The 26,275-nt window shown below is 39.5% G+C and carries 17 protein-coding genes; 14 read left to right on the top strand and 3 right to left on the bottom strand.

Going from position 1 to position 26,275, the window contains the following annotated elements; translation table 11 throughout:
• Positions 1 to 30 precede the first annotated feature (30 nt).
• Together BLS33_RS20960 and htpG are read right to left on the bottom strand one after the other, a co-directional pair.
• Positions 31 to 5,094: a translocation/assembly module TamB domain-containing protein gene (locus BLS33_RS20960; RefSeq protein WP_143017664.1), complete on the bottom strand. Its 5,064-nt coding sequence runs from the start codon at positions 5,092 to 5,094 to the stop codon at positions 31 to 33.
• A gap of 168 nt (positions 5,095 to 5,262) precedes the next feature.
• Entirely contained in the window at positions 5,263 to 7,152 is a 1,890-nt protein-coding gene (htpG, locus tag BLS33_RS20955; protein WP_089894574.1) for a molecular chaperone HtpG, read from the bottom strand.
• Between the two features lie 352 nt (positions 7,153 to 7,504).
• Between htpG and BLS33_RS20950 the strand changes: the two genes are divergently transcribed.
• From BLS33_RS20950 to BLS33_RS20935, 4 genes are all read left to right on the top strand, one after another.
• Positions 7,505 to 8,164 carry a TetR family transcriptional regulator C-terminal domain-containing protein gene (locus BLS33_RS20950; RefSeq protein ID WP_089894571.1) on the top strand — a complete coding sequence of 220 codons (660 nt, stop codon included), beginning with the start codon at positions 7,505 to 7,507 and terminating at the stop codon, positions 8,162 to 8,164.
• 19 nt (positions 8,165 to 8,183) lie between these two features.
• Complete coding sequence (locus BLS33_RS20945) at positions 8,184 to 9,494, top strand: ABC1 kinase family protein (protein WP_089894568.1); 1,311 nt, start codon at positions 8,184 to 8,186, stop codon at positions 9,492 to 9,494.
• A gap of 152 nt (positions 9,495 to 9,646) precedes the next feature.
• Positions 9,647 to 10,654 (top strand): 3-oxoacyl-ACP synthase III family protein, encoded by a 1,008-nt coding sequence (locus BLS33_RS20940; RefSeq protein ID WP_089894566.1) that lies wholly within the window; start codon positions 9,647 to 9,649, stop codon positions 10,652 to 10,654.
• Positions 10,655 to 10,867: 213 nt separating this feature from the next.
• On the top strand, positions 10,868 to 11,227 hold the full coding sequence (locus BLS33_RS20935) for a CoA-binding protein (RefSeq protein ID WP_089894563.1): 360 nt from the start codon (positions 10,868 to 10,870) through the stop codon (positions 11,225 to 11,227).
• Between the two features lie 90 nt (positions 11,228 to 11,317).
• Here BLS33_RS20935 and BLS33_RS20930 read toward each other — a convergent pair whose 3' ends face one another.
• Positions 11,318 to 12,784 (bottom strand): sodium:solute symporter, encoded by a 1,467-nt coding sequence (locus BLS33_RS20930; RefSeq protein WP_089894560.1) that lies wholly within the window; start codon positions 12,782 to 12,784, stop codon positions 11,318 to 11,320.
• Positions 12,785 to 12,947: 163 nt separating this feature from the next.
• Here BLS33_RS20930 and BLS33_RS20925 point away from each other — a divergent pair, with 163 nt between their 5' ends.
• From BLS33_RS20925 to BLS33_RS20880, 10 genes are all read left to right on the top strand, one after another.
• A complete protein-coding gene (locus BLS33_RS20925; RefSeq protein ID WP_089894557.1) occupies positions 12,948 to 16,091 on the top strand; it encodes a SusC/RagA family TonB-linked outer membrane protein in 3,144 nt (1,047 codons plus the stop codon).
• A gap of 25 nt (positions 16,092 to 16,116) precedes the next feature.
• Complete coding sequence (locus tag BLS33_RS20920; RefSeq protein ID WP_089894554.1) at positions 16,117 to 17,655, top strand: RagB/SusD family nutrient uptake outer membrane protein; 1,539 nt, start codon at positions 16,117 to 16,119, stop codon at positions 17,653 to 17,655.
• 251 nt (positions 17,656 to 17,906) lie between these two features.
• Positions 17,907 to 18,527 carry a recombination mediator RecR gene (gene recR, locus BLS33_RS20915; RefSeq protein ID WP_089894552.1) on the top strand — a complete coding sequence of 207 codons (621 nt, stop codon included), beginning with the start codon at positions 17,907 to 17,909 and terminating at the stop codon, positions 18,525 to 18,527.
• A gap of 89 nt (positions 18,528 to 18,616) precedes the next feature.
• Positions 18,617 to 19,981, top strand: coding sequence for a dihydrolipoamide acetyltransferase family protein (locus BLS33_RS20910; protein WP_089894550.1), 1,365 nt, complete (start codon positions 18,617 to 18,619; stop codon positions 19,979 to 19,981).
• 214 nt (positions 19,982 to 20,195) lie between these two features.
• The gene (locus BLS33_RS20905; protein ID WP_089894547.1) at positions 20,196 to 21,449 is read left to right on the top strand and encodes a DUF481 domain-containing protein; all 1,254 of its coding nucleotides are present in this window, start codon (positions 20,196 to 20,198) and stop codon (positions 21,447 to 21,449) included.
• Between the two features lie 60 nt (positions 21,450 to 21,509).
• A complete protein-coding gene (locus BLS33_RS20900) occupies positions 21,510 to 22,286 on the top strand; it encodes a 3'-5' exonuclease (RefSeq protein WP_089894543.1) in 777 nt (258 codons plus the stop codon).
• A gap of 234 nt (positions 22,287 to 22,520) precedes the next feature.
• Positions 22,521 to 23,921, top strand: a complete 1,401-nt coding sequence (locus BLS33_RS20895) for a BNR repeat-containing protein (RefSeq protein ID WP_245731581.1) — start codon at positions 22,521 to 22,523, stop codon at positions 23,919 to 23,921.
• A gap of 104 nt (positions 23,922 to 24,025) precedes the next feature.
• Positions 24,026 to 24,637 carry a fumarylacetoacetate hydrolase family protein gene (locus BLS33_RS20890; protein WP_089894619.1) on the top strand — a complete coding sequence of 204 codons (612 nt, stop codon included), beginning with the start codon at positions 24,026 to 24,028 and terminating at the stop codon, positions 24,635 to 24,637.
• A complete protein-coding gene (locus BLS33_RS20885) occupies positions 24,637 to 24,975 on the top strand; it encodes an Hpt domain-containing protein (protein ID WP_089894540.1) in 339 nt (112 codons plus the stop codon). The genes BLS33_RS20890 and BLS33_RS20885 overlap by 1 nt, the downstream gene beginning before the upstream one ends.
• Positions 24,975 to 26,222 (top strand): competence/damage-inducible protein A, encoded by a 1,248-nt coding sequence (locus BLS33_RS20880; protein WP_089894538.1) that lies wholly within the window; start codon positions 24,975 to 24,977, stop codon positions 26,220 to 26,222. Before BLS33_RS20885 ends, BLS33_RS20880 begins: the two co-directional genes overlap by 1 nt.
• Positions 26,223 to 26,275 lie beyond the last annotated feature (53 nt).

Here is a 26,275-nt window from a genome sequence, read left to right as displayed (position 1 = left end):
ATATGTCGATATTTACTAATCTTCTTCAATTTAGTTTTCCTTTTTCCCGCTTGACTTGGTCTCTTGGGTTGCTTCCTTTTTAGTATCTTTATTCTCTAATGTATTACTTTTTAACGGATTGAATAATTGACTGAACGCATTGAATTCGCGATTGAAAATTAATGCGATGCCGGTAACAATCAGTTGTCCGTCTATAATATTTTGATATTCATTTTTACGGAAACCTTTTAATCGATATCGTCCGTCTTGGGTCAATAAATATTCTAAACTGACATTACCGATTATGGGCGTTTCTTCCTGGCCTGCGGCCGCACTTCCTTCTACATCTACTGCACTTCCCGCTGTAACGATTAATCGGTCGTCAAAAAGCTTTTTCTTCGCATTTATATTAAGTTGTGTTCTGTCTTGTGGACTATCTCCTTGGTAATCGGTGAAACTGTCAAGATCAAAGTCAAGCTCAAATCCTGTTTTACCCAGCATCTTGTCCGAAAAAGTATTGAGTTCGGTCGAGAGTACTTTGTTCACATTGTCCCGCGCCAACGCCACTGTTCCGCCACTACTGCCATCACTGCCGGAATCTGGAAAGAAACGATTTAATGCCAATAGTGAAAATACCTGCTTGTTCAATTCAGATTCTTGCTCGTTCAATTGTTGCACCTGACCATAGACCGCGCCGCTCAATGAACCTTGTTCATCTTCGGGCATGTCAAGCTTAAAAGATAATTTCGGTTCCAATAGTTCTCCATCGACATTCAAATAAACCAAAAAGGGTAGTACCTGACGATATTTACTCGTGACACTGATATCTTCACCAGAGGTAACCGAGGCCATAAGAGGTGCTGCCGATGTTTCTACATTGTAAATAGCCGTAACATCTAACTTCGCATCGGTGGGGTCGCCCAACCATGTAATCGTACTGCCTGGGTTGATCTCAAATTTTCTTTTGACCAGATTATAAAGGCTTGTCTCGTAGTGCCCTGAATTCAGTTCATAGCGCCCGGTCAAACTGATATTCCCATTTGGGGCAACATTCAGGTTTAGGGCCGCATCGCCAGAGACTTGTAAATTATCTCCGGTTCGCTCATCTATAATGATATGGAAAACTGCGTCGTCGGCAATTTCCAATATGGTCGAAACATCGATTCCCCTGAAAAAAGCAGGGGTCTCTTCTTGGTCTTTTCGGGTTAGAATGGCATCGGGGTTCGCTCTATTTACAAAGATGACGACACCATCTCGCTCTTCAACATCCAATTGTGATTCTGGCACTACATAGGTGACTTCAGTAACTTTTCTAACTTTAAGCCTTCCGTCGATTTTCGGAAGGTTCAAACTTCCTTTGATCGTAACATCTGCATCTATGCTTGCTTCACCATAGAATAGCTCGTTATCTTCTTTGGTGGAATTAAGGAGCTGAAATTTTTCTGCTTGTAAAGAAAGTTCGAATTCCGGATTTGTCAACTCCTCGGTCAAAATCGTTCCATCCATAGTAAATGCACTTTCATTGGCATCACGGATAGAAAAGTTTTCAAGGTAAAGTCCCGAGTTGTTTATTCGCAATGTTTCATCGTTAATTTTGAGAATAGCATTTAATGCGGTTACTTTAAAATCAGTTTCGTTAAAAGCAAGGTTGCCATCATACTGTGGGTCAGTAGTTGTACCTGAAACTTTGATATTTCCTGAAATATAGCCATGGGACTCTTTAATGGCATCTTTTGAAAAACCCTCTATTGCTTTTAGTTCCAATGCATTCAAATTCAGGTCGAGATCCAATTTAGCACCTGTTTCGGCGGCACTATAATCGCCGGTCAAATCTAAATCTAACGCACCTTCTTTCACCGATAGGTCGAAGTCATATTCCGTCAGTCCTTTAGATATTGCATTTAGCGATAGATTTCCCAAAGAGTTTTGTAGCACTCCTAATTCGTCAATTCTAAAATCGGCGATGATGCCCGGGGCCTCGAACGGATTTTCTACTACCAAATTTCCTTGAACCATACCTGAAACTAGGTTTTCATCTGGGTTTAGATAACTTAAAAAAGTCTGCAGTTTGAAATTTTCAAATATAAGGCCCACATGTTCCTTTTTTATATCGGCTACTGCATTGCTAAAGGTTAGTTTCTGTTCATCTCTGCTTAATGCCATGTTCTTAAGTTCCAGAAAGTTTTCACCTAACTTAATAGCATTATTTTGTGGAATGTTCCATTCCTTTTTGTTGAAAATGAGCTGGGATGGGTTGATGTGCAAACCAATCGTGTCTTTGGCCAAGTTCATCTCAGAGGCGATATGCATTAATTTTTCATCGTCGTCGAACGAATTGAAATCCAATAGAAGTTCTTGGCTTTTTAATTGTCCTTCTAAAGTCGTTTTTTTTATGCGGATGGGTCCGGTTACCAAGGCATTAAAGCCGGTACTGAAATTTAGGTTGGTCGAATCGCCCGTCGCCGCAAAAGAAAGACTGTCTATTGAACTACCGTTGTATTTGGCCAAGGGTAGAAATAATTTAGCGGACAAATTTTTGGTGGAAGCATCAAAATCTGCCTGCATCGTAATCGAATCCAATTGTTCTATCCCGCTAAAAAAAACTTCAGTCAAAACAGGGACAGGCTGCAACGATAAATTCATTTTTAAGCGTACAGGGTTAACTGCTTCGGTACTGGAAATTGAATCACTCTTGGCAAAGTAGTTTCTAAATTGGTTCTGTAGCGCTGTACTTATTTGGGCTGGTGCCGCATTGGATTGTAATGCCCCTTTCAAAAAATCACTGTTAATCTTTAAATCGGTGCTGTCTTTGCTAATTTTTGTCGATATTTCGATGGCATCTATACGATATTGTTCACCATTCATAACGGCGAGACCTTCATATACGCCGGCATTTAGCTTATAATCATCTGTATTTCCTGTGAAATCTGCATTCACTTTGCCCCCGACCTTTATATTATTCTTTGTGATACCCAGAGCATATAAATCGGCACCAATAACATCTAACGACAATTTTATTTTTGAGTTTAGCGAATCAAGGTTAAGGTAAGTATTGGCATTTAAGTTTAAATTCTTGTCTTTAAAACGTAAATCGATAGTTCCCTTACCTTGTGCAATAGATCCGTTAAGGGAAAGAGTTGAAAAGTCGTAGTTATTGAATTCCAGTTGGTTAAATTTTGATGAGATCTGCGCATTAAGGGTGTTCAGGTTATTTCCATTTCCTGAGAGATTCATCGTAAAGGAAATGGCACCAAGCTGTTCGTTTTTCAAAAGTTTTTCTAGATGCAGACTATCAACTTTTAGGGTGCCATCAAATTTGGGTTGCTCTTGATTTTTGAAATTTCCACTGAGTTGAACGGTACCCTCTGGAATTTTCATCAATGCATCGGTGCTGAAATTTTCGAAGCTCCCTTTTCCACTTGCTTCGACCAAAACAGTTTGTGGTATTTCTATGCCGAGTTCTTTCTCAGAAACAAACTGAAGCAAATCGTCACGTTGCGAAGTTACTTTTATTGTAGTAAGGTCAAAGAAGAGTGAGTCTATTGCGGTGATATTGTCGAGCCTGCCTTTAATCATGAGAGAAGTACCCTCGCCCCATGTCATATTCAATTCTGGTATTTGAATGGAACTAAGTGTGCCATTAGCAGTGGCATGGCCAAGAAAGGGTTTTTTCGTTGCCTTTTTAATATATTCATTCTTTGCTAAACCAGGTTGGAAAACAAAGGCGTCTTCTAGTGCCAAGTTGAGGTTGGGAACATTCAACGCAACAATTGTTTCTTCCGGATTTTTCATCAATTTGTCAAAAGAGGCATATTTTAAATCTAGTTCGCCAGACAACGTACTGTTGTTTGTTTTTATTTCCAGATGAGAAAATGATGATTTATTATCCTCCACATTGGCATCAAAGGCTAAATGTTTTAATTGAAATCCGCTCCGCTCCCTAAAACTTAATTCGTCTAGTTCAATAGTTGCCGTTTTTGGACGATAAACCATTTTATCTGATTCTAAAACCAGACCGGAGATTGAGATGGCCTTTGGGTTGAACTCATCATCGGTGGGGCTGTTGTTTCCTAATCGATAATTGAAGGTGTTGTTTTGTAAACTAATTCGGGCTGCATCGATTTGATATTCGCGCCATTCAAAGGATATTGATGCTGTACTGGAAATGCTAATGGAGTCCTTTGCCAGCGGCTGTTGTTCTTCCATCCGTAGGTCAAAATCGGAATCTTCGAGAGCTATCTGGTCGATTTCAAAAATATTGTTTTCGAGATTAGCTTTCGGTAACAGCAAAAGAAAATGACCAATGTTGGCATCGGCGTAAACTTTATCAGGGACAGACTGATAGTTAGCCATTACATTTTTAATTTCGAGGTTGGCAATAGATAAATACGGCAGACCTGTTTCCGTAGTATCTTTTTTGGTTATAAAAGGTTTGGTTTGCTTATAGTTGATTTTGGTATCGGTTAGTTTCAGGTTCTCTATCGAAAATCGCAGCTGTTCTAAGTCGACCTGATTGGCATCAACATCTAGTTTTCCCAATTTAAGGTCGCTATCAATTCCCAAATAGGCATCATTATATTTAATCTTAAAATCGGAAAAATTTAACGACCCCAGACTGATGGCCATTGACGTGTTTTCACTTTGGACTGCAGTAGAATCTTGAGATACGAGGGCATCCAATAAAAAATTAAAATTGAAGGTCTCAGCGTTTTCGCTTCGGATGACATTTGCGGTAACCCCACTCCAATCGAGCGATTTTAGATGAAGTTCGTTTTGAAATAAAATGGGAAAGATGGGAAGATCGGCTTCTAAAGCATTGGAGAAAATAAGGGTATCTCCCTTTTTATCTTCAAGGTATAGGCCCTCTAAAGAAATTGCACCGGAAAACGTTATGAAAAGACGCTTTATTTCCACTTTGGTCTTGGTCTTTTCTGATACGTAATTGGTGACTTTTGAAACAATGATATCTTGCCCCCAAGGACTTCTTATAAAAAGAATAAGTCCAACAAAAAGAAACAATATCACAAGAAGCACTCGGGCTATTCGCCTTAAATTCCGATATTTTTTTCGCTTCTTCTCCATACCTCGGTAAACCATGTCACGTTCCGAGTTCAAAAATAGGTCTTTGAAGAACAAAGAATAGTATTCTTATGCTAAAAGAGGAGCGATATCGAAACCGAGGTTGACACTATCGGTTTAAACGCAAGTCGAACGGGCTGAATTAAAGAAAACCGCGCCATTTGAATGGCGCGGTTTTCTTTAATGTTCATAATTTGAATCGGTTTATTTCACCATTTCGTAGCTACGCTTGATAAAGTTTGTTAGTTCTTCACCTTTTAGTAACCCTTTTGACAAACGCGCAAGGTCTAAAGACTGATTGATCAAACGTTCCCGTTTTTTGGCCGTCTTGGTATTAAGTATTTCACCTACGAGTTCATGATTGGTGTTCACGATGAGGTTGTACATTTCTGGCATGCTGCCCATACCGAACATACCACCGCCTCCGCCGGTTTGTTGCATTTCTTTCATTCGCCTCAAGAATTCCGGCTCGGTGATAATAAATGGCGAAGCATTGCTATCCATGGCTTCCAACTGAATGGTGTAGCTTTTGTTTTCGATTACCTCTTCGAGATTCTTTTTCAAAGTTTCCTTTTCTTCATCGGATAGCTTCGAGATTTGTGCATCCTCCTTTTTGATAAGGTTATCCAAATGGTCGGCGTCTACACGTGCAAAAGAAATTTTCTCTTTTGATGTTTCCAACTTTTGCATTAAGTGACCTATAATAGGGGAGTCCATCAACAATACCTCGAAACCTTTGGCCTTGGCCGCTTCGATGTAACTGTGTTGTGCTTCTTTGTCAGATGCATACAATATGACCAATTTATCGTCTTTATCGGTCTGGTTGCCTTTAATTTTTTCCTGTAACTCCTCAAACGTAAAGTAATTGCCATCTACTGTTGGGTACAAGGCAAATTTGTCAGCTTTTTCAAAGAATTTTTCTTCGGACAACATACCGTATTCAATTACGATTTTGATATCGTTCCATTTCTTTTCAAAATCTTCGCGATTGTTTTTGAACAACGAACTCAATTTATCGGCCACCTTTCTAGTGATATAGCTCGATATTTTCTTTACGGCCCCATCGGCCTGTAGATAAGAACGTGAAACGTTCAATGGAATATCGGGTGAATCAATTACCCCACGCAACATTGTCAAGAACTCTGGTACGATACCTTCAACATTATCGGTAACGAATACTTGATTTTGATAGAGCTGAATTTTGTCTTTTTGAACATTCAGGTCATTTGTCAATCTTGGAAAATAAAGAATACCTGTAAGGTTGAACGGGTAGTCGACGTTCAAATGAATATGGAACAAAGGCTCTTCGAACTGCATGGGGTATAACTCCCGATAAAAGTTCTTATAATCTTCGTTTTCAAGATCGGCAGGTTGCTTTGTCCATGCTGGATTTGGATTATTAATAATGTTATCGACCTCTTGGGTAGGCGCAGGGTCTTCTTCCTTAGCACCCTCTGGTTTAGGAAGCGTTTCTGTTTTTGTGCCAAATTTGATGGGCACGGGCATAAACTTGTTATACTTGTTCAATAAGGTGTCGATTCTACTATCTTCAAGAAATTCAGTAGAATCTTCGGCAATATGCAATATGATTTCTGTACCTCTATCTTTCTTCTTACCCTTTTTTAAGTCGAATTCAGGCGAACCATCACAGGTCCAGTGAATCGCGGGCTCATCTTTAAAGCTTTTTGAAATGATCTCGACTTTGTCGGCCACCATAAAAGCGGAATAGAAACCAAGTCCGAAATGCCCTATAATTCCGGAATCTTTTCCAGAATCTTTGTACTTGTCCAAAAATTCTTCCGCACCCGAAAAGGCTACCTCATTGATATATTTTTTAACCTCTTCCTCGGTCATGCCGATACCTTGGTCGATTACATGTATCTTTTTACCTTCCTTATCGATTTTTACCTCTATTCTAGGATTTCCGTATTCGACTTTGGCCTCGCCAATGGAAGTTAGATGCTTTAATTTCAGTGTGGCATCTGTTGCGTTTGAGATTAGCTCCCTTAAGAATATCTCATGGTCGCTATATAAAAACTTCTTAATGAGTGGAAAAATGTTTTCTACTGAAACATTGATTTTACCTGTAGCCATAGTTCTATAAATTTATATTTTGGATTCTACTTAAATTAAAAAAGGAATTGAGCCCTCTTTTTGCATGGTATCAGTCAAAAAAAATACCAGACTTAGTGTTAATGACAAACTGGCATCTTAAAAGTACTTTTTTATGACTCGAAGTAAACTAAGTTAAAATTTGTTTAATTTATATTATAAATAGTTAAACAAATTGTATCTTTATGGTATTGATAGGGATTAATTTGACTATTGAAAAAGAAAGTTTGATTGACAATTTTATTGGTTGGTGTTTTAAGAACGTGTTCTTCTAAAAGGGCACGTTTTTATTTCCTTATTGGTAAATTTGTATAAGCAACAAAATTGTAAAGAAATGGCAACAAAAGTAAAATCGAAAAAAGTAACGGACGATACGATTATATCCATGTATATGGATTATGTTCTTGAAAATGAAGTTGTACCCAAATCAGTTTATAAGTTTTGTAACGACAAGGGTATTGATGAAGCTGTATTTTATGAAAATTTTGGATCTATAGCCGGAGTTCAAAAGTCTATTTGGACGAAGTTTTTTTTGCACACTAAAAATTTGCTCACCAGTAATAAAGAGTATGATTCTTTTTCGAACAAAGATAAATTACTGACTTTTTATTATTCTTTTTTTGAGCTTCTTACTTTAAACAGAAGTTATGTACTTTTTACTTTAGAAAATGACAAAAGTCTTTTAAAGAAAATGGAGCAGCTGAAAGGTTTAAGGAAGCATTTTAAGGCTTTTGCCTCAGAGCTCATCGTGGAAGGTAATGCCGAAAAGTCTCTCAAAATAACCAAACACAATCCAAGATTGTTTTCTGAAGGAGCTTGGTTGCAATTACTGTTTATATTAAAATTTTGGATGGATGACGATTCTGCAGGTTTTGAAAAAACTGATATTGCCATTGAGAAATCGGTGAATACTGTTTTTGATGTTTTTGAGAATACGCCATTAGATAATATCATCGATTTCGGAAAATTCCTTTTTAAAGAAAAAATGGCCTAACCCACAGCAATAAAGTTCTATGAAGACTTTAGATAAAATCCCAACGGGAAAGATTGAACGCGCTAGTCAACTTGTGAAAACGGGGGTTAAAATTGGAGGTAATTACGTAAAATACTATGGAAAAAAGTTGGTAAACTCTGAGTTGACCAAGGATCAACTTAATGAAGATAACGCAGAAGATATTTATGACGGGTTAAAAGAACTAAAAGGCAGTGCTTTGAAGGTAGCTCAAATGCTGAGCATGGAGAAAAATATGCTTCCGAAGGCTTATGTAGATAAATTTTCGTTATCACAGTTCTCGGTTCCCCCTTTGTCTGCTCCTCTTGTGCGAAAAACATTCAAAAAATATTTGGGTAAATATCCTGAAGAAGTATTTGATTCTTTTCAAAAAGATAGTGTAAATGCCGCTAGTATCGGTCAAGTCCACAAAGCGACCAAAGATGGTAAAAATCTGGCAGTTAAAATACAGTACCCCGGTGTAGCAGAAAGTATCAGTAGCGATTTGGCATTGGTGAAGCCGATAGCCTTAAAAATGTTCAATATAAAAGGTAAAGACGCTGACAAATACTTCAAAGAGGTAGAAAATAAACTACTTGAGGAAACCAATTATTTTCTGGAAATTGAACAGAGCAAAGAAATTACGAAAGCATGTGCCGCTATCGAATATTTAGAATTTCCTGAGTATTATAATGAATTGTCTAGCGAGCGAATAATTACTATGGATTGGATGAATGGTACCCATTTAAGCGATTTCGCCAAAACTAATTTTTCTCAGGAAGTAGGGAATAAGTTGGGTCAAACGCTTTGGGATTTCTACATGTTTCAAATTCATGTTTTAAGAAAGGTTCATGCCGATCCACACCCCGGTAATTTTTTGGTCAGCAAGGAACAAAGTCTTATTGCTATCGATTTTGGTTGTATAAAAGAAATTCCCGATGAATTTTACATACCCTATTTCGAGTTGGCCAAAAAGGTAGTTATTCAGAGCAAAGAACTTTTTACGGCTAAAATGTATGACCTGGAAATTTTAACACCAACGGATTCTCCTAAGGAATTAGAATTTTTCACGGCCATGTTCAAAGAAATGTTGACGCTTTTCACCGAGCCGCTAAACGCAGAAGTTTTTGATTTTGGCGCCGATGATTTTTGGAATAAAATAGCCAATCTAAGCGATCGGTTTGCGAAAGATACCGAGATTAGAAAAATGAACGGTAATCGGGGTTCAAAACATTTCTTATATATGAATCGAACTTTCTTCGGTCTATTTAACCTGCTCCATGATTTGAAAGCACAAGTGCACATCAATAATTTTAAGAAATACCGAGAATAATTTCCGTCCTTCTTCCTATTTTTAATCAATTATCGAAAAAAGGTAGCACTAATTTTCAAGAGGCTTTTGTTTTGGCTATATTGATTAAAAATTAGCATTTACTACCTTGTATTGGAAACAATCAGACGGCTTCATAAACTAAATAGCTAGACATGTATAATTCAAAAATAATAGGATTAGGGTACTATGTGCCTGAAAAAGTGGTCACTAATGATGATCTGTCTAAAATAATGGACACCAACGATGCTTGGATTCAGGAGCGTACCGGAATCAAAGAGCGCCGTTACGTTGTGAAAGGCGAAGATACCACTACGACTATGGGAGTCAAGGCGGCAAAAATTGCTATTGAGCGTTCCGGTATCGATAAAGATGACATTGATTTCATCGTTTTTGCGACCTTGAGCCCTGATTACTATTTCCCTGGTCCGGGAGTTTTGGTACAACGAGATTTGGGAATAAAGACTGTAGGAGCGCTAGATGTTAGAAACCAATGTTCGGGTTTCGTTTATGCTCTATCCGTTGCTGATCAATATATTAAGACCGGCATGTATAAGAATATCTTGGTCATTGGCTCTGAAGTGCATTCCCATGGTTTGGATATGACCACTAGGGGTAGAGGAGTTTCCGTAATCTTCGGTGATGGTGCTGGAGCTGCAGTTTTGAGTAGGGAAGAAGATACTAGTAAAGGAATTTTATCAACGCATCTGCATTCTGAGGGACAACATGCCGAAGAACTTGCACTAATCGCCCCAGGTATGGGTAAGCGGTGGGTGAATGATATTATTGCTGATAATAATCCGAATGATGAATCGTATTTGCCCCATATGAACGGACAGTTTGTCTTTAAAAATGCGGTCGTGCGTTTCAGTGAAGTGATTATGGAAGGTTTAACGAAAAATAATTTGACTCCTTCCGATATCGATATGTTGATACCGCATCAGGCTAACCTCAGAATATCCCAGTTTATTCAAAAGAAGTTCAGGTTGGGGGATAATCAGGTTTTCAACAATATTATGAAATACGGTAATACTACGGCGGCTTCTATACCCATTGCACTTACGGAGGCGTGGGAAGCTGGCATGGTCAACGACGGTGACTTAGTAGTTTTAGCAGCCTTTGGAAGTGGCTTTACCTGGGCAAGCGCTATTATTAGATGGTAATTTTGAATATTGGAAAAGTTATAAAAACACAAAACCCTGACGTTTCCGCCAGGGTTTCTGTCATTGATGCCGCTATACTAAACACTAACCATTAACTATAAACATACAACTTTATCAATGACCATATTATTAAATGAGTGCCCATATATAATAGACGTAATTTGTTTGAAATAATAACAGTCTTCACTAAACTTTAACACAATTTCTCCCCTTATGCGAAAAACTCTGGTCTTCGGAGCTTCACTAAAATCGAACCGCTATAGTAACTTGGCTGTAAAACGCCTATTGAACCATAACATTGAGACAAAAGCATTTGGTTTAAAAACTGGTGAAATTGACGGAGTTCAAATAAAGACAAATTTAAGCGGTTTTCAAAATATACATACCATTACTTTATATATTAATTCGGCTCGGCAACCCGATTATTACGATGATATTGTAAAATTGAGACCAAAACGCGTTATTTTCAACCCTGGAACTGAAAATGAAGAATTTTATAAAATACTTAAAAACAATGGAATAGCCGTGGAGGTGGCTTGTACACTGGTTTTATTGGCTACAAACCAGTACTGATTTTTAGTGTATTTCCTGAGGAAAATTCCCATAGCCATTTAACCCTGATTGAAAAACTTTTGGGCCTCAAGCTGAGGCTTTTGTACCTCATTAAATCGTTTTTCTCTGTCTGATTAACCATAATCCGAAAAAAGTGAGTAGTCCGTTAATAGGTAAAAGCTCGTATCCTACCTGATACCCTCCAAAAGTTTCAACAGGAATGTTGGCCATTAGCACAATGCTTGCGACCGATATTAGAGCGACAATCCAAACATATTTATCGCGAACTTGGTATTTTGTCAATATTCCAAAGGCAAAAAGTCCGAGTAATGGTCCATACGTATATGTGGCAACGGTAAGTAGACCATCAATAACGTTTCTGTCGAGAATATACTTAAAAGCGATGACTACAATAATCAAAAGCAAACTCATGCCAATATGTGTGCGTTTGCGTATTTTCTTCTGAATGTTCTGGGGTTTCTTTTCAATTCCTAAAAAATCAACACAGAAAGAAGTGGTCAATGAAGTAAGTGCGCTGTCGGCACTGCTGTAAGCGGCGGCAATAAGCCCCAACATAAATGTTATGGCTACAATCATATCAAGTCCGCTGTTCAAAGCTATTTCAGGGAAAAGTAAATCAGATTTAGGTGTGCCGTCCATTAGGGGCATTGCCACATCGAATTTATTTGAATAGATAAAGAGCAAAGCTCCCAGAAGTAGAAAGGCAAAATTGACGACTACAAGCACCAGACTGAATGATACCATATTCTTTTGTGCATCTTTTAGCGATCTGCAAGTGAGGTTCTTTTGCATCATATCTTGATCAAGGCCCGTCATACATATGGTGATGAACATACCACCCAAAAAAGATTTGATAAAATAGTTCTTATCGAAGAAATCATCGGTGAATAAGATTTTATTGTATTCTGCCAATTCATCGGATGCCAAGAACTCAGAGAGACTCCAATCTAGTTTTTGATTGATGAAATAAATAGAAAATCCAACCGATAAAAGCATAAAAAGGGTTTGTAGCGTGTCAGTCCAGACAATGGTTTTTATCCCCCCTCTAAAGGTATAGACCCAAATGAGTAGTATAGAAAGTGTGACCGTGACTTCAAAACGAATGCCCAGATCATCGAATACGAATTGTTGAAGTACGATAGCTACGAGAAATAATCTAAATGATGCGCCCAAGACCCGTGATATAAAAAAGGAGATTGCGCCTACCTTATAACTGACAACCCCGAAGCGTTGTGCCAAGTATTCATAGATCGAGGTTACGTTGAAACGGTAGTAGATGGGCATCAAGATATAAGCGATAACAAAATACCCGACCAGATACCCGAAGACGACCTGCATGTAACTGAACTGCGAATCGGCAACCCACCCGGGAACAGAAATGAAGGTTACCCCGGAAAGTGAAGCCCCGATCATTCCAAAGGCGACCAAATACCACGGTGATTGATTTCCGGCTTTGAAGAAATCTTCATTTGAATCGTTTTTGCCCGTGAAATAGGAAATTAAAATCAGCAGTAGAAAGTAGCCTCCAATGAGCAAAAGTATATTGGTCGATGTCATAAAAAGTCGGTTTGAAACCGCAAAGTACAAAAACTTTTCACACAAATATGAGTAGGCGGCAACACTGTTATTTCTTACAATATTAACAATTCTTTAACGGAAATTTCATGAGGTGCTAAAGGTAAAATACTACATTTATCGGTCAACTAACAACACATATATTATGAAGAACACTCTATTGAAAAGCTGTTTGCTTATGGGCGCATTTCTATGCTTCTCACAGGTAAAAGCACAAACAGTATCCGGAAACGTTTCTGACGGAATGGGACCACTATCAGGTGCAAACGTATTGGTTAAGGGAACTACAAACGGTACGCAAACTGATTTTGACGGTAATTACACATTGGATAATGTGAACAACAGTGCTACCTTGGTCTTTAGTTATTTGGGCTACAAAACCTTGCAAGTAGCGGTAAATGGTAATTCGACCGTGAACGTAACCATGGAAGAAGATGCAAGCCAACTTGAAGAAGTGGTTTTGATCGGTTATGGTAGCCAGAAAAAATCGGATCTTACAGGGGCCGTCGGCCAAGTAGATGCGGATCAACTCCAAGAACGACCTGCTACTTCGTTGAACCAAGCCCTATCGGGTAAAATTGCCGGGGTTCAGGTAAATACCAACTCGGGACGCCCGGGTGGTAAATCGAATATCAGGGTTAGGGGTTTTAGTTCAATAAACTCTTCGAACAACCCGCTATATGTCATAGATGGGGTGCAGTTGCCTCAAGGTAATCAAGCTAACTTTAGTTCAGCGATAGATTACTTAAACCCGAACGATGTAGTTTCGATCGAGGTACTTAAAGATGCATCTTCCACCGCAATTTATGGTGCAAGAGGTGCGAACGGGGTTATTTTGGTTACCACCAAAAGAGGCCGGGCCGGACAAGGTAGAATTACCTATGATGTAGAATATAGTGTCAATCAATTTGGCCCCAACAAGGCGAAAGTTCTGAATTCAGAGCAATATGCCATGATTGAGCAACTTTCTTGGGAAAATACTGAGAAATTCGACCCTGAAGGTTGGGCGGCCGGTGAATATGCCCAGTACGAGCCTAGGCTTAAAAGAGCTAACCCTAATGTGGCATATCTTTTTGATAGCGATGGTAGGGCCATCTACGATACCGATTGGTCAAAGGAAGTTACACAACACAGATTGTCTCAAAACCATCAGTTAGGTTTTTCAGGGGGTAATGAAAGAACCACCTATGCGATTTCACTTGGAATTAGAGACGATCAGGGTCTTTTGAAAAATACCTACTTGAAGCGCTATTCCGGACGATTTTCAATCGATGATCAAATCAAACCGTGGTTAAAAATTGGTGGATCTTTAAGTTATAACAATCAAACTGAGAATTTGGCCGATACTAATGACCAAGTACCGCGTAGAATGGTGGAAGATTATCCGTTCTATCCTGTTAAACACACAGGGGGTCCGTTGGAAGGTCTGTATGCCAATAACCGGGATTACCCTTTTGCGGAAGGTACCCGAAACTCGGTCAACTGGCTGGAGAATAACGAGTACATTCTGAATACACAGACTACTGCAGGTAGTTTTTATTCGAATATCACTTTTATGGAAGGATTGGAAATGCGAACGGTAATAGGTGCCAATGTGCTGACCCAAGAGAATAATGAATTTCGTAATAGCGTACTTGATAACAATGCGGTAGCCAGAGCACAATCAAGTAATGAGAAGCAGACATTTTGGTCGATTGAGAACTACTTGACCTATAATAAGGAAATCAATGAAAACAATTCGTTCACTGCCTTATTGGGTTTATCTTGGCAACAGTCTAATCAGTTCTTTGTCAACGCAGATTCGCGAAACTTTCCTACCGATTTCTTTAAATTCAACAACCTCGGTGCTGGATCTGATAATATTGCGGTACAATCATTCGCCGACAGGGAAGCGTTGAATTCTTATTTCGGAAGGTTGAATTATAACCTTTATGGTAAATATTTGTTCACGGTTACGGGTAGGGCCGATGGTTCTTCCAAATTTGGTGACAACAATAAGTTTTCCTTTTTTCCTTCCGCAGCGGTTGCATGGAGAATTTCCGATGAGGACTTTCTTGTAGATAACAGTTTAATTTCCAACTTAAAACTACGAACCAGTTATGGGGTTACGGGGAACTCTGAAATTCCTCCCTATTCCTCTCTATCGCTTTTAAGTTCAAATTATGCTACTATTTGGGGTGATAACCGTGTAGGAGGTACAGGCTTGAATCGTCTGGCAAATCCGAATTTGAAATGGGAGAAGACAGCACAGTATGACGTTGGATTGGAATTGGGACTTTTCGATAATAGAATAAGCTTGGAAGCTGATTATTATTACAGAAAGACTACAGATATGTTATTGGATGCACCCGTACCACAGTCGAGTGGTTATGCGACCATACGAAGAAACGTGGGGTCAATGGAAAATAAGGGTTTTGAATTTGGACTTTCTACGAAGAATATAGCCACGGCCAACGTCACTTGGAATTCAACATTCAATATTTCAATGAACCGAAACAAAGTGCTTTCTTTGGCCACGCCCTCTGATATATTCGGTGTAGGTGGGCCAGGTATCACCAATGAAACCAGTATTATTAGAATCGGTGAGCCCGTAGGTGCCTTTTGGGGGCTTACTCGTTTAGGAACTTGGGGTACTGATGAAGCGGCGGAAGCTGCTAGTTTTGTAAGTTATCGAAACGGTCTTACTATTCTTCCGGGCGATATCAAGTACAAGGATTTTAACGGAGACAAAATTATAAATGATGAAGATCGATCTATCATCGGTAACGGCTATCCAACGGCTTGGGGAACTTTTACCAACTATGTGTCCTATAAAAACGTGGATCTTACATTGGAGCTACAATACTCTTGGGGCAATGATGTGATGGATATGAACCTTCATTCGAGTGAAGACCGTCAGGCACTTGCCAATAGCTATGCCACTGTTTTGAATGCATGGACACCTGACAACCAAAATACAATGATTGCCCAAGTACGTGATACAAGGGCGGGTTACGTTACCAATGTTGATTCACATTGGGTTAAGGATGGTTCTTTTGTTCGTGGTAGAAACCTTATGCTTGGGTATACCTTTGAGCAAAGTTTGTTGGATAATTTGCACTTGAACAAATTGCGATTGTACGCTTCTGCCCAGAACTTCTTTTTATTGGTCGACGATGAATTGATCGGAGACCCAGAAGTTACGCCTATTCGTGGTGGTGAGGGTAATAATGTTTTCTCACAGGGAATGAAGTGGCACGAATATCCAAAATCAACAACGTTTGTAATTGGTCTACAAGTCGGCCTGTAATTAGTCAAATTTTAAATAAAACATTATGAAAATTCATATAATAAAACATATAGGCAAATTTTATCTCTGTTCGCTGGTATTGCTCGCGGCAGTGGGTTGCTCTGATTTCTTAGACGAATCTGACCCCTCGAATTTAACGCCCGACAGTTTCTATACGACGGCGAAACATGCTGAATCAGCAGTTGCGGCTGTTTATGCCGATGCACGGTTTGTAGGTGATGGTGCGGGTATTTTTTCATCAAACTGGCAGCTTTTAGAGGCGGTAACGGGAACATCAACTACCCAGACGGCACAAAATTCAGATTTGAACAACTTGTATTCCTTGTCTTATGATGCCAATACACTTCACATAAGAAATTGGTGGAGAGGTGTTTATAGGGTCGTAGCAAATGCAAATTTGGTACTTGATAACGTTCCGGATATCGAAATGGATGAAACGGAAAAAGCCAAGGTTTTGGGTGAAGCACGATTTTTTCGGGCTTGGGCCTATTTTTATGCCGTACGATTATGGGGTGATGTGCCTTTGATAACAATGTCTCAAAGTGCCACTTCAGAAGATTTTTCTCCTGTACGTACACCGCAAAAAGAAGTTTACGATTTAATCGTTGCCGATTTGTTGGAAGCTGAAAGTGCCGGTTTGGCATGGACGGATGATAGTGGAAGAGTTTCCCAATCAGCAGTAAAATCATTGTTGGCCAAAGTTTATTTGACTATGGCCGGTAACCCTCTTAATGAAACGGCACGGTATGCCGATGCAGCTAGCAAAGCCAAAGAAGTTATCGACAATGCCGGACCTATCGATTTATTCGATACTTATGGCGAAGTACATGATGAAAACTTGGGGAATACCGTTGAGCACATTTTTAGTTTGCAATACAATGATGAAGTGGCCGGAAATCCAATGGGGAATATGTTTCCCAATTTTCAGCCTGTAACCTACAGAGGGCCTTCAGGAACAGGGAGTACAGTACCTGAAATCGAATTTTACAATTCGTACGAAGATGGAGACCTAAGGGCAGTCGATCGTGAAGGTTGGTTCTATAGCAGTTATTACCTTAATGGTTCCGGAGAACTTTTCGATTTGGGTGCTCCGTACATTTTCAAACATTTTAATGTCACTGCAAACGGTACTTTGGGTGTGCCTGGTACGGCTAAAGATAATCTCAACATGCCTATCATACGTTTTGCGGAAGTTTTATTGATTTATGCCGAGGCTCAGAATGAGGCCGGTGGCCCTAATCAAGCAGCTGTCGATGCCTTGACTAGAATTCGTGACAGGGCTCAATTGACAACTCCTGCATTAGGCGCTTTTGACACTGCTTCTTTCCGTGATGCCGTTTTGCAAGAACGATGGCACGAATTGGCATACGAGCAGATTACATGGTTCGATATGGTTAGGCTTAAAAAAGTTTATAATAGTGAAACGGGAGGTTTTGATGATTTTGTTGGTCATGTAAATCTAAGTTCCGATCAGGCGCTACAAGAGAAACATTTATTGTTTCCTTTGCCTGAGCAAGAAATGATCAACAACCCTAACTTAACACCACAGAACCCCGGCTACTAGGGTTATAAATAGTGTTGTTAAAACTGACCTGAAAAATGAAGTTTGACAACATTTGAATTAAAAGAAATAGGAATAAGAACCTATTTGTTACTTGGTTAATTTTGAGAAGCTGCCATTGCTCTAATGGCAGCTTCTTAGTTTTTATAGGGACCCCATTTTATTTTGCCTTTTATGCGAATTTTAAAATGCACTCTCAGAAATGATATTTCGAATCATGTGCATTGCAGCTATAAAATTGTAATTTTGTACTCATGGATTTTTCTTCGAAACTACTGGAAAATGCGGTATATGAGATGTCTCAGTTGCCTGGGATAGGAAAACGCACGGCTTTACGCCTGGTGTTACATTTATTGAAACAACCGAAAGGTCGAACTGATAAATTGGCCTTGGCATTGCAAGACCTTCGAAACACGGTGAAGTTCTGCAACAATTGTCATAATATTTCAGATACAGAACTTTGTGAAATCTGCATTAATCCCAAAAGGGATGCAACACTTGTCTGTGTGGTTGAAGATATAAGAGACGTAATGGCCATTGAGAATACAGGACAATATAGAGGCTTGTATCATGTGCTTGGGGGGAAAATATCCCCTATGGAAGGTGTTGGGCCACAAGACTTGACCATAACATCATTAGTGCATAAAGCGAAAAACGGAGAAGTAAAAGAACTTATTTTTGCTTTGAGCTCAACCATGGAAGGTGATACCACCAATTTCTATATTTATAAACAATTGGAGGGCTTGGGTGTAAGTACTACTACCATTGCGCGGGGTATCGCTGTTGGCGATGAATTGGAGTATGCTGACGAGGTTACCTTGGGAAGAAGTATATTAAACCGTATTCCATTCGAAGCGTCGTTAAAAGCGAATTAAGACTGGGCTGATAATTATAATGTTGATACAAGGTCGTTTTTTCTTTATTTTTGTAAGATAGCCGTCCTAAAAATAGATAGACTAAAATTATGTCAAAGTTTGAACTAAAATTACCGAGAATGGGGGAAAGTGTAGCAGAAGCGACATTGACCACATGGCTTAAAGATGTTGGTGACACTATAGAGATGGATGAAGCGGTTTTTGAGATTGCTACCGACAAGGTCGATTCAGAGGTGCCTAGTGAGGTAGAAGGTGTTTTGGTAGAAAAGCTTTTTGACGTTGATGATATTGTAAAGGTGGGAGACATTGTGGCCATTATCGAACTTAACGGGTCGAACTCACCGAGTGAGAACGGAGTGGCCACTATTGCGAAGGGGCATGAAGAAATAGGAAACCATCAAGAAATCGTTTCAGAATTGGAAGATAGCGTTGCTATCGCTAAAGAAACTGTAAGTAAACCCCAAGGAAGCCCTAGTTCAGAAACTTCTGATCGGTTCTATTCTCCGTTGGTCAAGAATATTGCCAAAGAAGAAGGTATAACAATAAAAGAGTTGGATGCCATTTCGGGCACTGGTAATGAGGGACGCGTTACAAAGAATGATATTTTAGCTTATTTGGAAAATAGAAAGTCGGCCAAAATAGTTCAAACAGGTACTTCCGATACAAAGGAGAGTAAGGTGATACAAAAAGTAGCTTTGGCTACGGGTCAAGAAAAGGAACCGGTTTCAAGGGTTCAAGTTTCTGGTGGAGATGAGGTAATTGAAATGACCCGTATGGGCAAGTTGATTGCCAAGCACATGGTAGATAGTGTTTCTACCTCCGCTCACGTACAGAGCTTTATTGAGGTCGATGTCACCAATATCGTGAATTGGCGAAATAAAATGAAAAACTCCTTCGAACAACAAGAAGGGGAGAAGTTGACCTTCACACCCATTTTTATGGAAGCAGTGGCGAAGGCATTAAAGAAATACCCTCTGATGAATATTTCGGTCGACGGAGACCGGGTCATAAAGAAAAAGAACATTAATATAGGAATGGCGGCGGCCTTGTCCGACGGTAACCTTATTGTTCCTGTTATCAAAAATGCCGATCAGTTGAATCTTGTGGGTATGGCCAAAGTTGTTAATGACCTTGCCAATCGAGCACGCAACAATCAATTAAAACCTGACGAGGTGCAAGATGGTACCTATACAGTTACCAACGTAGGTACGTTTGGTAGTGTTTTCGGAACGCCAATTATCAATCAGCCTCAAGTTGGTATCTTGGCTTTGGGGGCCATTCGCAAAATGCCGTCCGTGATAGAGACCGAAGATGGTGATTTCATTGGGATCCGTAGTAAAATGTACCTGTCGCATAGCTATGATCATCGTGTGGTGAATGGTGCATTGGGCAGTATGTTTGTGAAAGCGGTTGCCGATTATTTAGAATCATGGGATCTCAATCGCGAAGTATAGCCGATTAAACTTTTTTAACTCCAAGTTTAACAATCTCATATTTTGTAGTAATGGGTTGATGATTTTTCTTTGAAGGGTTGGTGACTTTTCCGATAGCGCGCTAATAATCCGTATTTTATGATCTATATTTTCGCAAAAGAATAGTTTTTCCTTAGTTCAACCCCTATATTTGGATCTTCGTAATTCAAATGCCAATCACCAAACACTATTCTTAATGAAAAACATCCTTGAAACCACAAGGTCATTTCTTCTTTATATCTTTTTTTTATTCGTTAGTATTGGTTTCTCTCAAGAAGATGTTGAACAAAAAGAATCTATAAAGCTTTTTGTAGATTGTAATTGTGAACGGAGCTATATCCGTCAGGAAATAAATTTTGCCTCCCATGTTCGGGATCAGGCCCTAGCGAATGTAAAGCTGTTTATATACGATATTGCTAATGGTAGCGGAGGGCGAACCTATAAATTGGATTACATCGGTACAGATAGTTTTGCAGATATTGTTAATGAGCAGTCGTACGATACCAACTCGAACATGACCGCTGATGATATCCGTAAGGGATTGGTGAAGACCATAAAATCAGGATTGTTGAAATACGTGGCGGCATCGGATTTGGCCGACAAAGTTGTCTATAGAATTACAGATGAAGGTCTCGCAAAACGCCAAGATATTGATTTTGAAGATCCTTGGAACAACTGGTTGTTCGAGGTGCGGGGCGAGGCACGAATGAATAAAGAGTCGAGCAGAAACTCATTTCGATACGAAGCGGGTTTTGTAAGTGACCGAGTAACTGAAAAGTGGCGTATCAGGGCAGATATTGAAATCAGTCAGGCGAACAGTAAGTTTGTACAGGATGATGAAGAATTTATAAGCAAACGAAAACGATATTTTGGTAACGGAAGTATTGTTCGGAGCCTTACGGATCATTGGTCGGTAGGTATTTTTGGAAGTGCACGATATGATACGTATACCAATCTTGATTTGGCACTTCGAATGACGCCGGCCCTGGAATATAATATTTTCCCATATCGTGAGGTTTTGCGACGTGAGATTACATTGGCCTATAAAATCGGGCTTGTTCATAATGATTACATTGAGACCACTATATTCGGTGAAGACACCGAAACCTTGTTTAGCCATTCATTGGATGTTCAGGCACGGTTTCGGCAACCATGGGGCAATATGTATTCGCGATTGATAGCATCTACTTTTTTAAGTGATTTTTCAAAGAATAGGGTACAGTTCGACTGCTCAGTTTCACTTCGGGTGCTCAAAGGATTAGCCGTTCGGTTTTCCGGTAATATGAAATTGATCCAAGATCAAATAAACCTGCCGGCAGGTGATGCGTCTCTAGAAGATGTGTTGTTACAACAGAAGCAAATTGCTACAAGTTTTGTAACCGGTCTAAGTGTAGGTTTGAGCTATACATTCGGTTCTGCGTTCAATAATATTATCAATACCAGATTGTAGACAAAGGGTGTCAAGGGATATTTTATTTAGGCCTATATTTGTAAAAACAAGCCCAAAATCATGGAATTAAAACTCACAAGACCCATTTGTTTTTTTGATTTGGAAACGACAGGAACCAATGTCGCCAAAGACAGAATTGTCGAGATTTCGATTCTGAAAATTTTCCCAAATGGTAATAAGGAAAGTAAGACGTGGTTGGTGAACCCTGAAATGCCGATTCCTGATGATGTGGTGGCCGTGCACGGAATATCCAATGAGCAAGTAGCCAATGAACCTACTTTTTCAGAGCTTGCCAAAGAAGTTCATGCCATGATTAAAGATAGTGATTTGGGAGGTTTCAATTCCGATCGCTTCGATATTCCCCTTCTAGCTGAAGAAATGTTACGGGCGAATATTGATTTTGATATGAAGAATACGGTTGCGGTCGATGTTCAGACCATTTTTCACAAAATGGAGAAACGTACTTTGGGAGCAGCTTATAAGTTTTATTGCGATAAAGATTTGACCGATGCCCATAGTGCAGCGGCAGATACGAAAGCGACATACGAAGTCTTGCTTTCGCAGCTCGATCGCTATCCTGAACTTGAAAACAACGTGAAAAAATTAGCTGAATTTTCTACGCACCGACGCTTTGCCGATTTCGCTGGGTTTTTGGGTTATGATGAAGATGACGAAGAAATATTTGCCTTCGGAAAACATAAGGGTAAAAAAGTACTCGATGTATTGGATAACGAACCTGGGTATTTTGGGTGGATTCTCAATGCCGACTTTCCGCTGTACACCAAAAAAGTGTTAACGCAGATAAAACTTAGCAGACTAAATAATAAGTTGAATTAAAGAAAGGGTGCCTTGCCTTTGCTGCTTTTAAATGAGTAGGTCGGTGGAACGAACCTATAGGGTAAGATTCTTCCATTCAATTACTTCCTCATTCTTCATTAAAAAGGAGTGCTTTGTCAAGCATCATAAACTTTTGAATTGAGATGCTTGTGTTCTTGATATTTTTATATGACTTTTAAGGGTGTGTCCATGAGGCTATTGCCGTGAGCCATGATTAATCTTAAATACATCCTTTTGAAACCACAAACGTACCTTCTTTTAATTGTATTTGCCTCGCTCTTTGTATCTCCTTTAAAAATTTTGGGGCAAGAGATTGTTATCGATGAAACCAAGAATACGGAGTCCGTACACCAGATTATTGCTATCGATAGCGTGTGGGCGGGTCACCCTGTCGGTTTCTGTTTATATACTCATGATAATAGACAATATATTGCCTACTACAATGCCAATCGTAATATGGTGGTTGGCCAGCGCAATCTTGATGATGATAAATTCCAGTTGCACGTGTTACCCGCAACTTCTCGTAAAACTAAAGGTGGTACTAGCACCGTTTTAGGTTGGGATAGTCACAATTCGGTCACATTGGGAATCGACAAAGAAGGCTACATTCACCTTTCCGGCAACATGCATGTCAATCCGATTACGTATTTCAAAAGCACAAAACCGAATGATATCTCCACACTGGTTCAACAAATGACATTGGTGGGTAGTAACGAAAAGCGATGCACTTATCCCCATTTTATGAATACGAAAGAGGGCGAATTACTTTTTCACTATCGCGATGGTGGAAGTGGCAACGGAAATGAGATTTATAATATTTATTCCTGTGAAAACAAAGATTGGTCTAGAATGCTCGACGTTCCTTTGACCGATGGGCAGGGATTGATGAACGCCTATCAAACGCAACCTACGATTATGAAAGACGGGTGGTATCATGTTTATTGGGTGTGGCGCGACACTCCCGATTGTTCGACCAATCATGACCTTTCTTATATGAAGAGTCCCGATTTAAAAAATTGGTTCAATGCTTTTGGTGAAAAAATTGAATTGCCGGCTACTTTAGATCAAAAACAATTGATTGTCGATCCCATTCCGGTAAAGGGAGGTATAATTAATTTAGCGGCAAAACTTTGTTTAGATGATAAAAATAGGCCTGTATTTGCCTATCATAAGTATGATGCGGAGGGTAATCTTCAGTTTTATACGGCACGATTGAACGCTCACAAATGGATGTATACTCAGGTAACCGATTGGGATTATCGCTGGTATTTTTCAGGAAACGGCAGTATCAATACTGAGGTTCGTATAAAAGATTTTACCAAACGTGATGATGGAAACTACCAAATCGATTACTGGCATATAAAATATGGGAACGGTACGATTTTACTGAACGATGATTTTGAGCGTATCGGTAAAGTGCTAAAACCACAACCTTTTGGTTCAGATTTGAAAATTGAAGGCAGTTTTCCCGGCTTGCAGGTGCAGACCACCAGTGATATTGGCGATGATAACGAAAGGGAAGTGAGGTATATGTTAAAATGGGAAACCTTGAATCGTAACTTTGATCGACCTAGATCTAAACCATGGCCTGAACCAAGCCAGTTGTACTTGTATTCATTGAAAAAGACAGAATAGGTGATTTCACTTTGATTGGTCGAAAAATTCTAAACTAAAGACTAATTTTGCCGTTACGAATGGTTGTAGAATTTTTTCGGAATTCAAAACCAAAAAAATCTTTTATGAAAATAATTTGCATTGGGCGCAATTATACGGACCATATTAAAGAATTGGCCAATGAGCGGCCGAGCGATCCGGTAGTTTTTATTAAACCTGATTCGGCAGTGCTTCCAAAAGAGCAAGATTTTTACATTCCCGAATTTTCAAATGATGTGCATTACGAGGTAGAGGTATTGTTGAAAATAAAAAAAGTGGGAAAACATATAGAAGAACGTTTTGCCCATAAATACTATGATGAAGTTGGTTTGGGTATCGATTTCACCGCACGTGACCTACAGTCTAAATTGAAGGAAAAAGGACTACCCTGGGAAAAGGCTAAGGGTTTTGATGGCGCTGCGGTAATCGGAAAATGGTTGCCTAAATCTGATTTTAAAGATCTCAATGACCTTGATTTTTCGTTGTTCAAAAATGGAATAGAGGTTCAAAAGGGAAATACGGGCCTGATGCTTTGGAAGATGGATGAGCTGATTTCCTACGTGTCACGGTATTTTATGCTCAAGAAAGGTGATATTATTTTTACAGGAACTCCTGCGGGTGTTGGTAAAATTAGTGTAAATGACTATCTTTCGGGGGTATTAGAAGGAAAAGAACTTTTTTCCTTAAAAATAAAGTAATGATATATAATCTTGATAAGATAAATGAGATGGCGGAGGGGGATGAAGATTTCATTACTTCGGTCATTTCGGTGTTTTTAGAAGAGGTTCCCACAGACCTAGAAGCTTTAGAAGTTGCCCTAGAAAATAAAAACCTCGAACAGGTCTACCAGTTGGCCCATAAAATAAAGCCCAATGTTGATTTGTTGGGTATGGAACAGACGCGGGCCATTGCCCTTGAAATTGAAACTTTAGGGAAGAATTCTGCCAATGTCTCAGAGATTGAGTCTGTATTTCCAATTCTTAAAAAAGATATCAATCAAGTGGTATCTGAGCTAAAGAAAGACTTCGATTTATAATGCTTGCTGAGATTATTACTATTGGTGATGAGATTCTCATCGGCCAAATCATTGATACAAATTCATCTTATATTGCCAAGGAATTAAACAAGATTGGGGTTTCCGTGTATCAAATGACCTCAGTTCAAGATAACCGCGAACATATTCTTGAAGCGCTTCATGATGCCCAAAAACGGGTGAAGGTGGTCATTATTACTGGTGGGCTGGGGCCGACCAAAGATGACATTACCAAACATACCCTGTGTTCGTTCTTCGATGATATACTTGTAGAAGACTTAATTGTGTTGGCACATGTAGAGACCTTATTTGCCAAATATATCGGGACGCCTATTTCCGATATGAATCGGCAACAAGCGTTGGTGCTTTCCAAAGCATCGGTAATTCACAACCCCTTTGGTACTGCACCGGGTATGTGGATAGAGCGTGATGGTGTGGTTTACGTATCGCTTCCCGGTGTTCCCTTTGAGATGAAGAATTTAATAACTAATGAAGTTATTCCTCGAATAGTAGCGCGGTTCGAAAGACCGTTTATCATCCATAGAACCTTACTTACTTACGGAATTGGGGAGAGTTCCCTGGCCGAACGTATAGCGATTTGGGAAAATGAATTGCCGTTGTATATAAAACTGGCCTATTTGCCTAATTTGGGAAAAGTACGTCTTCGGTTAACCGCAAAAGGTGTGGATCGTGACAAAATTGTGGCTAGGGTCGAAGAGGAAATCAAAAAATTATATCCCTTGATCGGAGAGTTTATCTTTGGAATAGAGAATGAGGAAACACTCGAGGAGGTTGTTGCCAAGTTACTAACTTCGAAAAAAATGACTTTGGCGACGGCAGAAAGTTGTACCGGTGGAAAGATTGCTGAACAACTTACGGCAATTGCAGGAGCTTCAGCTTATTTTAAGGGGAGTGTGGTAAGCTACGCTACCCAAACAAAGATCGAAGTGCTTCGCGTTCCCGAAAGTCTGATAGAAAAGCACTCCGTGGTGAGTGCGGAAGTGGCAAAAGCCATGGCAGAAAATGTAAAGCGCCTTTTGAAATCAGATTTCGCCATTGCTACAACGGGAAACGCAGGGCCGACAAAAGGAGACTCAGATGCTGAAATAGGTACGGTTTTCATCGCGATTGCATCTCCGAACGGCGTATTTGCCGAAGAATTCAATATGGGCAACCATCGGGAGAAGATCATTCAGAAGGCTGTAAACAAGGCCTTGGAATTACTTCAAAAAGAAATTACAAAAATCTGAAGTAATTTTTGTCCGTCCCGTAAAAATGATATAAATTTGCAGCCTGTTTAAAA

It is taken from the genome of Kriegella aquimaris, assembly GCF_900103215.1.
Lineage (GTDB): Bacteria > Bacteroidota > Bacteroidia > Flavobacteriales > Flavobacteriaceae > Kriegella > Kriegella aquimaris.
Note: the sequence above shows the minus strand (reverse complement) of the source record. Positions and strands in the feature narration are given on the sequence as shown.

Coding starts and splice junctions, on each gene's coding strand:
- htpG (WP_089894574.1), bottom strand. CDS start 7,152: ATGGCTACAGGTAAAATCAATGTTTCAGTAGAAAACATTTTTCCACTC.
- BLS33_RS20950 (WP_089894571.1), top strand. CDS start 7,505: ATGGCAACAAAAGTAAAATCGAAAAAAGTAACGGACGATACGATTATA.
- BLS33_RS20945 (WP_089894568.1), top strand. CDS start 8,184: ATGAAGACTTTAGATAAAATCCCAACGGGAAAGATTGAACGCGCTAGT.
- BLS33_RS20940 (WP_089894566.1), top strand. CDS start 9,647: ATGTATAATTCAAAAATAATAGGATTAGGGTACTATGTGCCTGAAAAA.
- BLS33_RS20935 (WP_089894563.1), top strand. CDS start 10,868: ATGCGAAAAACTCTGGTCTTCGGAGCTTCACTAAAATCGAACCGCTAT.
- BLS33_RS20930 (WP_089894560.1), bottom strand. CDS start 12,784: ATGACATCGACCAATATACTTTTGCTCATTGGAGGCTACTTTCTACTG.
- BLS33_RS20925 (WP_089894557.1), top strand. CDS start 12,948: ATGAAGAACACTCTATTGAAAAGCTGTTTGCTTATGGGCGCATTTCTA.
- BLS33_RS20920 (WP_089894554.1), top strand. CDS start 16,117: ATGAAAATTCATATAATAAAACATATAGGCAAATTTTATCTCTGTTCG.
- recR (WP_089894552.1), top strand. CDS start 17,907: ATGGATTTTTCTTCGAAACTACTGGAAAATGCGGTATATGAGATGTCT.
- BLS33_RS20910 (WP_089894550.1), top strand. CDS start 18,617: ATGTCAAAGTTTGAACTAAAATTACCGAGAATGGGGGAAAGTGTAGCA.
- BLS33_RS20905 (WP_089894547.1), top strand. CDS start 20,196: ATGAAAAACATCCTTGAAACCACAAGGTCATTTCTTCTTTATATCTTT.
- BLS33_RS20900 (WP_089894543.1), top strand. CDS start 21,510: ATGGAATTAAAACTCACAAGACCCATTTGTTTTTTTGATTTGGAAACG.
- BLS33_RS20890 (WP_089894619.1), top strand. CDS start 24,026: ATGAAAATAATTTGCATTGGGCGCAATTATACGGACCATATTAAAGAA.
- BLS33_RS20885 (WP_089894540.1), top strand. CDS start 24,637: ATGATATATAATCTTGATAAGATAAATGAGATGGCGGAGGGGGATGAA.
- BLS33_RS20880 (WP_089894538.1), top strand. CDS start 24,975: ATGCTTGCTGAGATTATTACTATTGGTGATGAGATTCTCATCGGCCAA.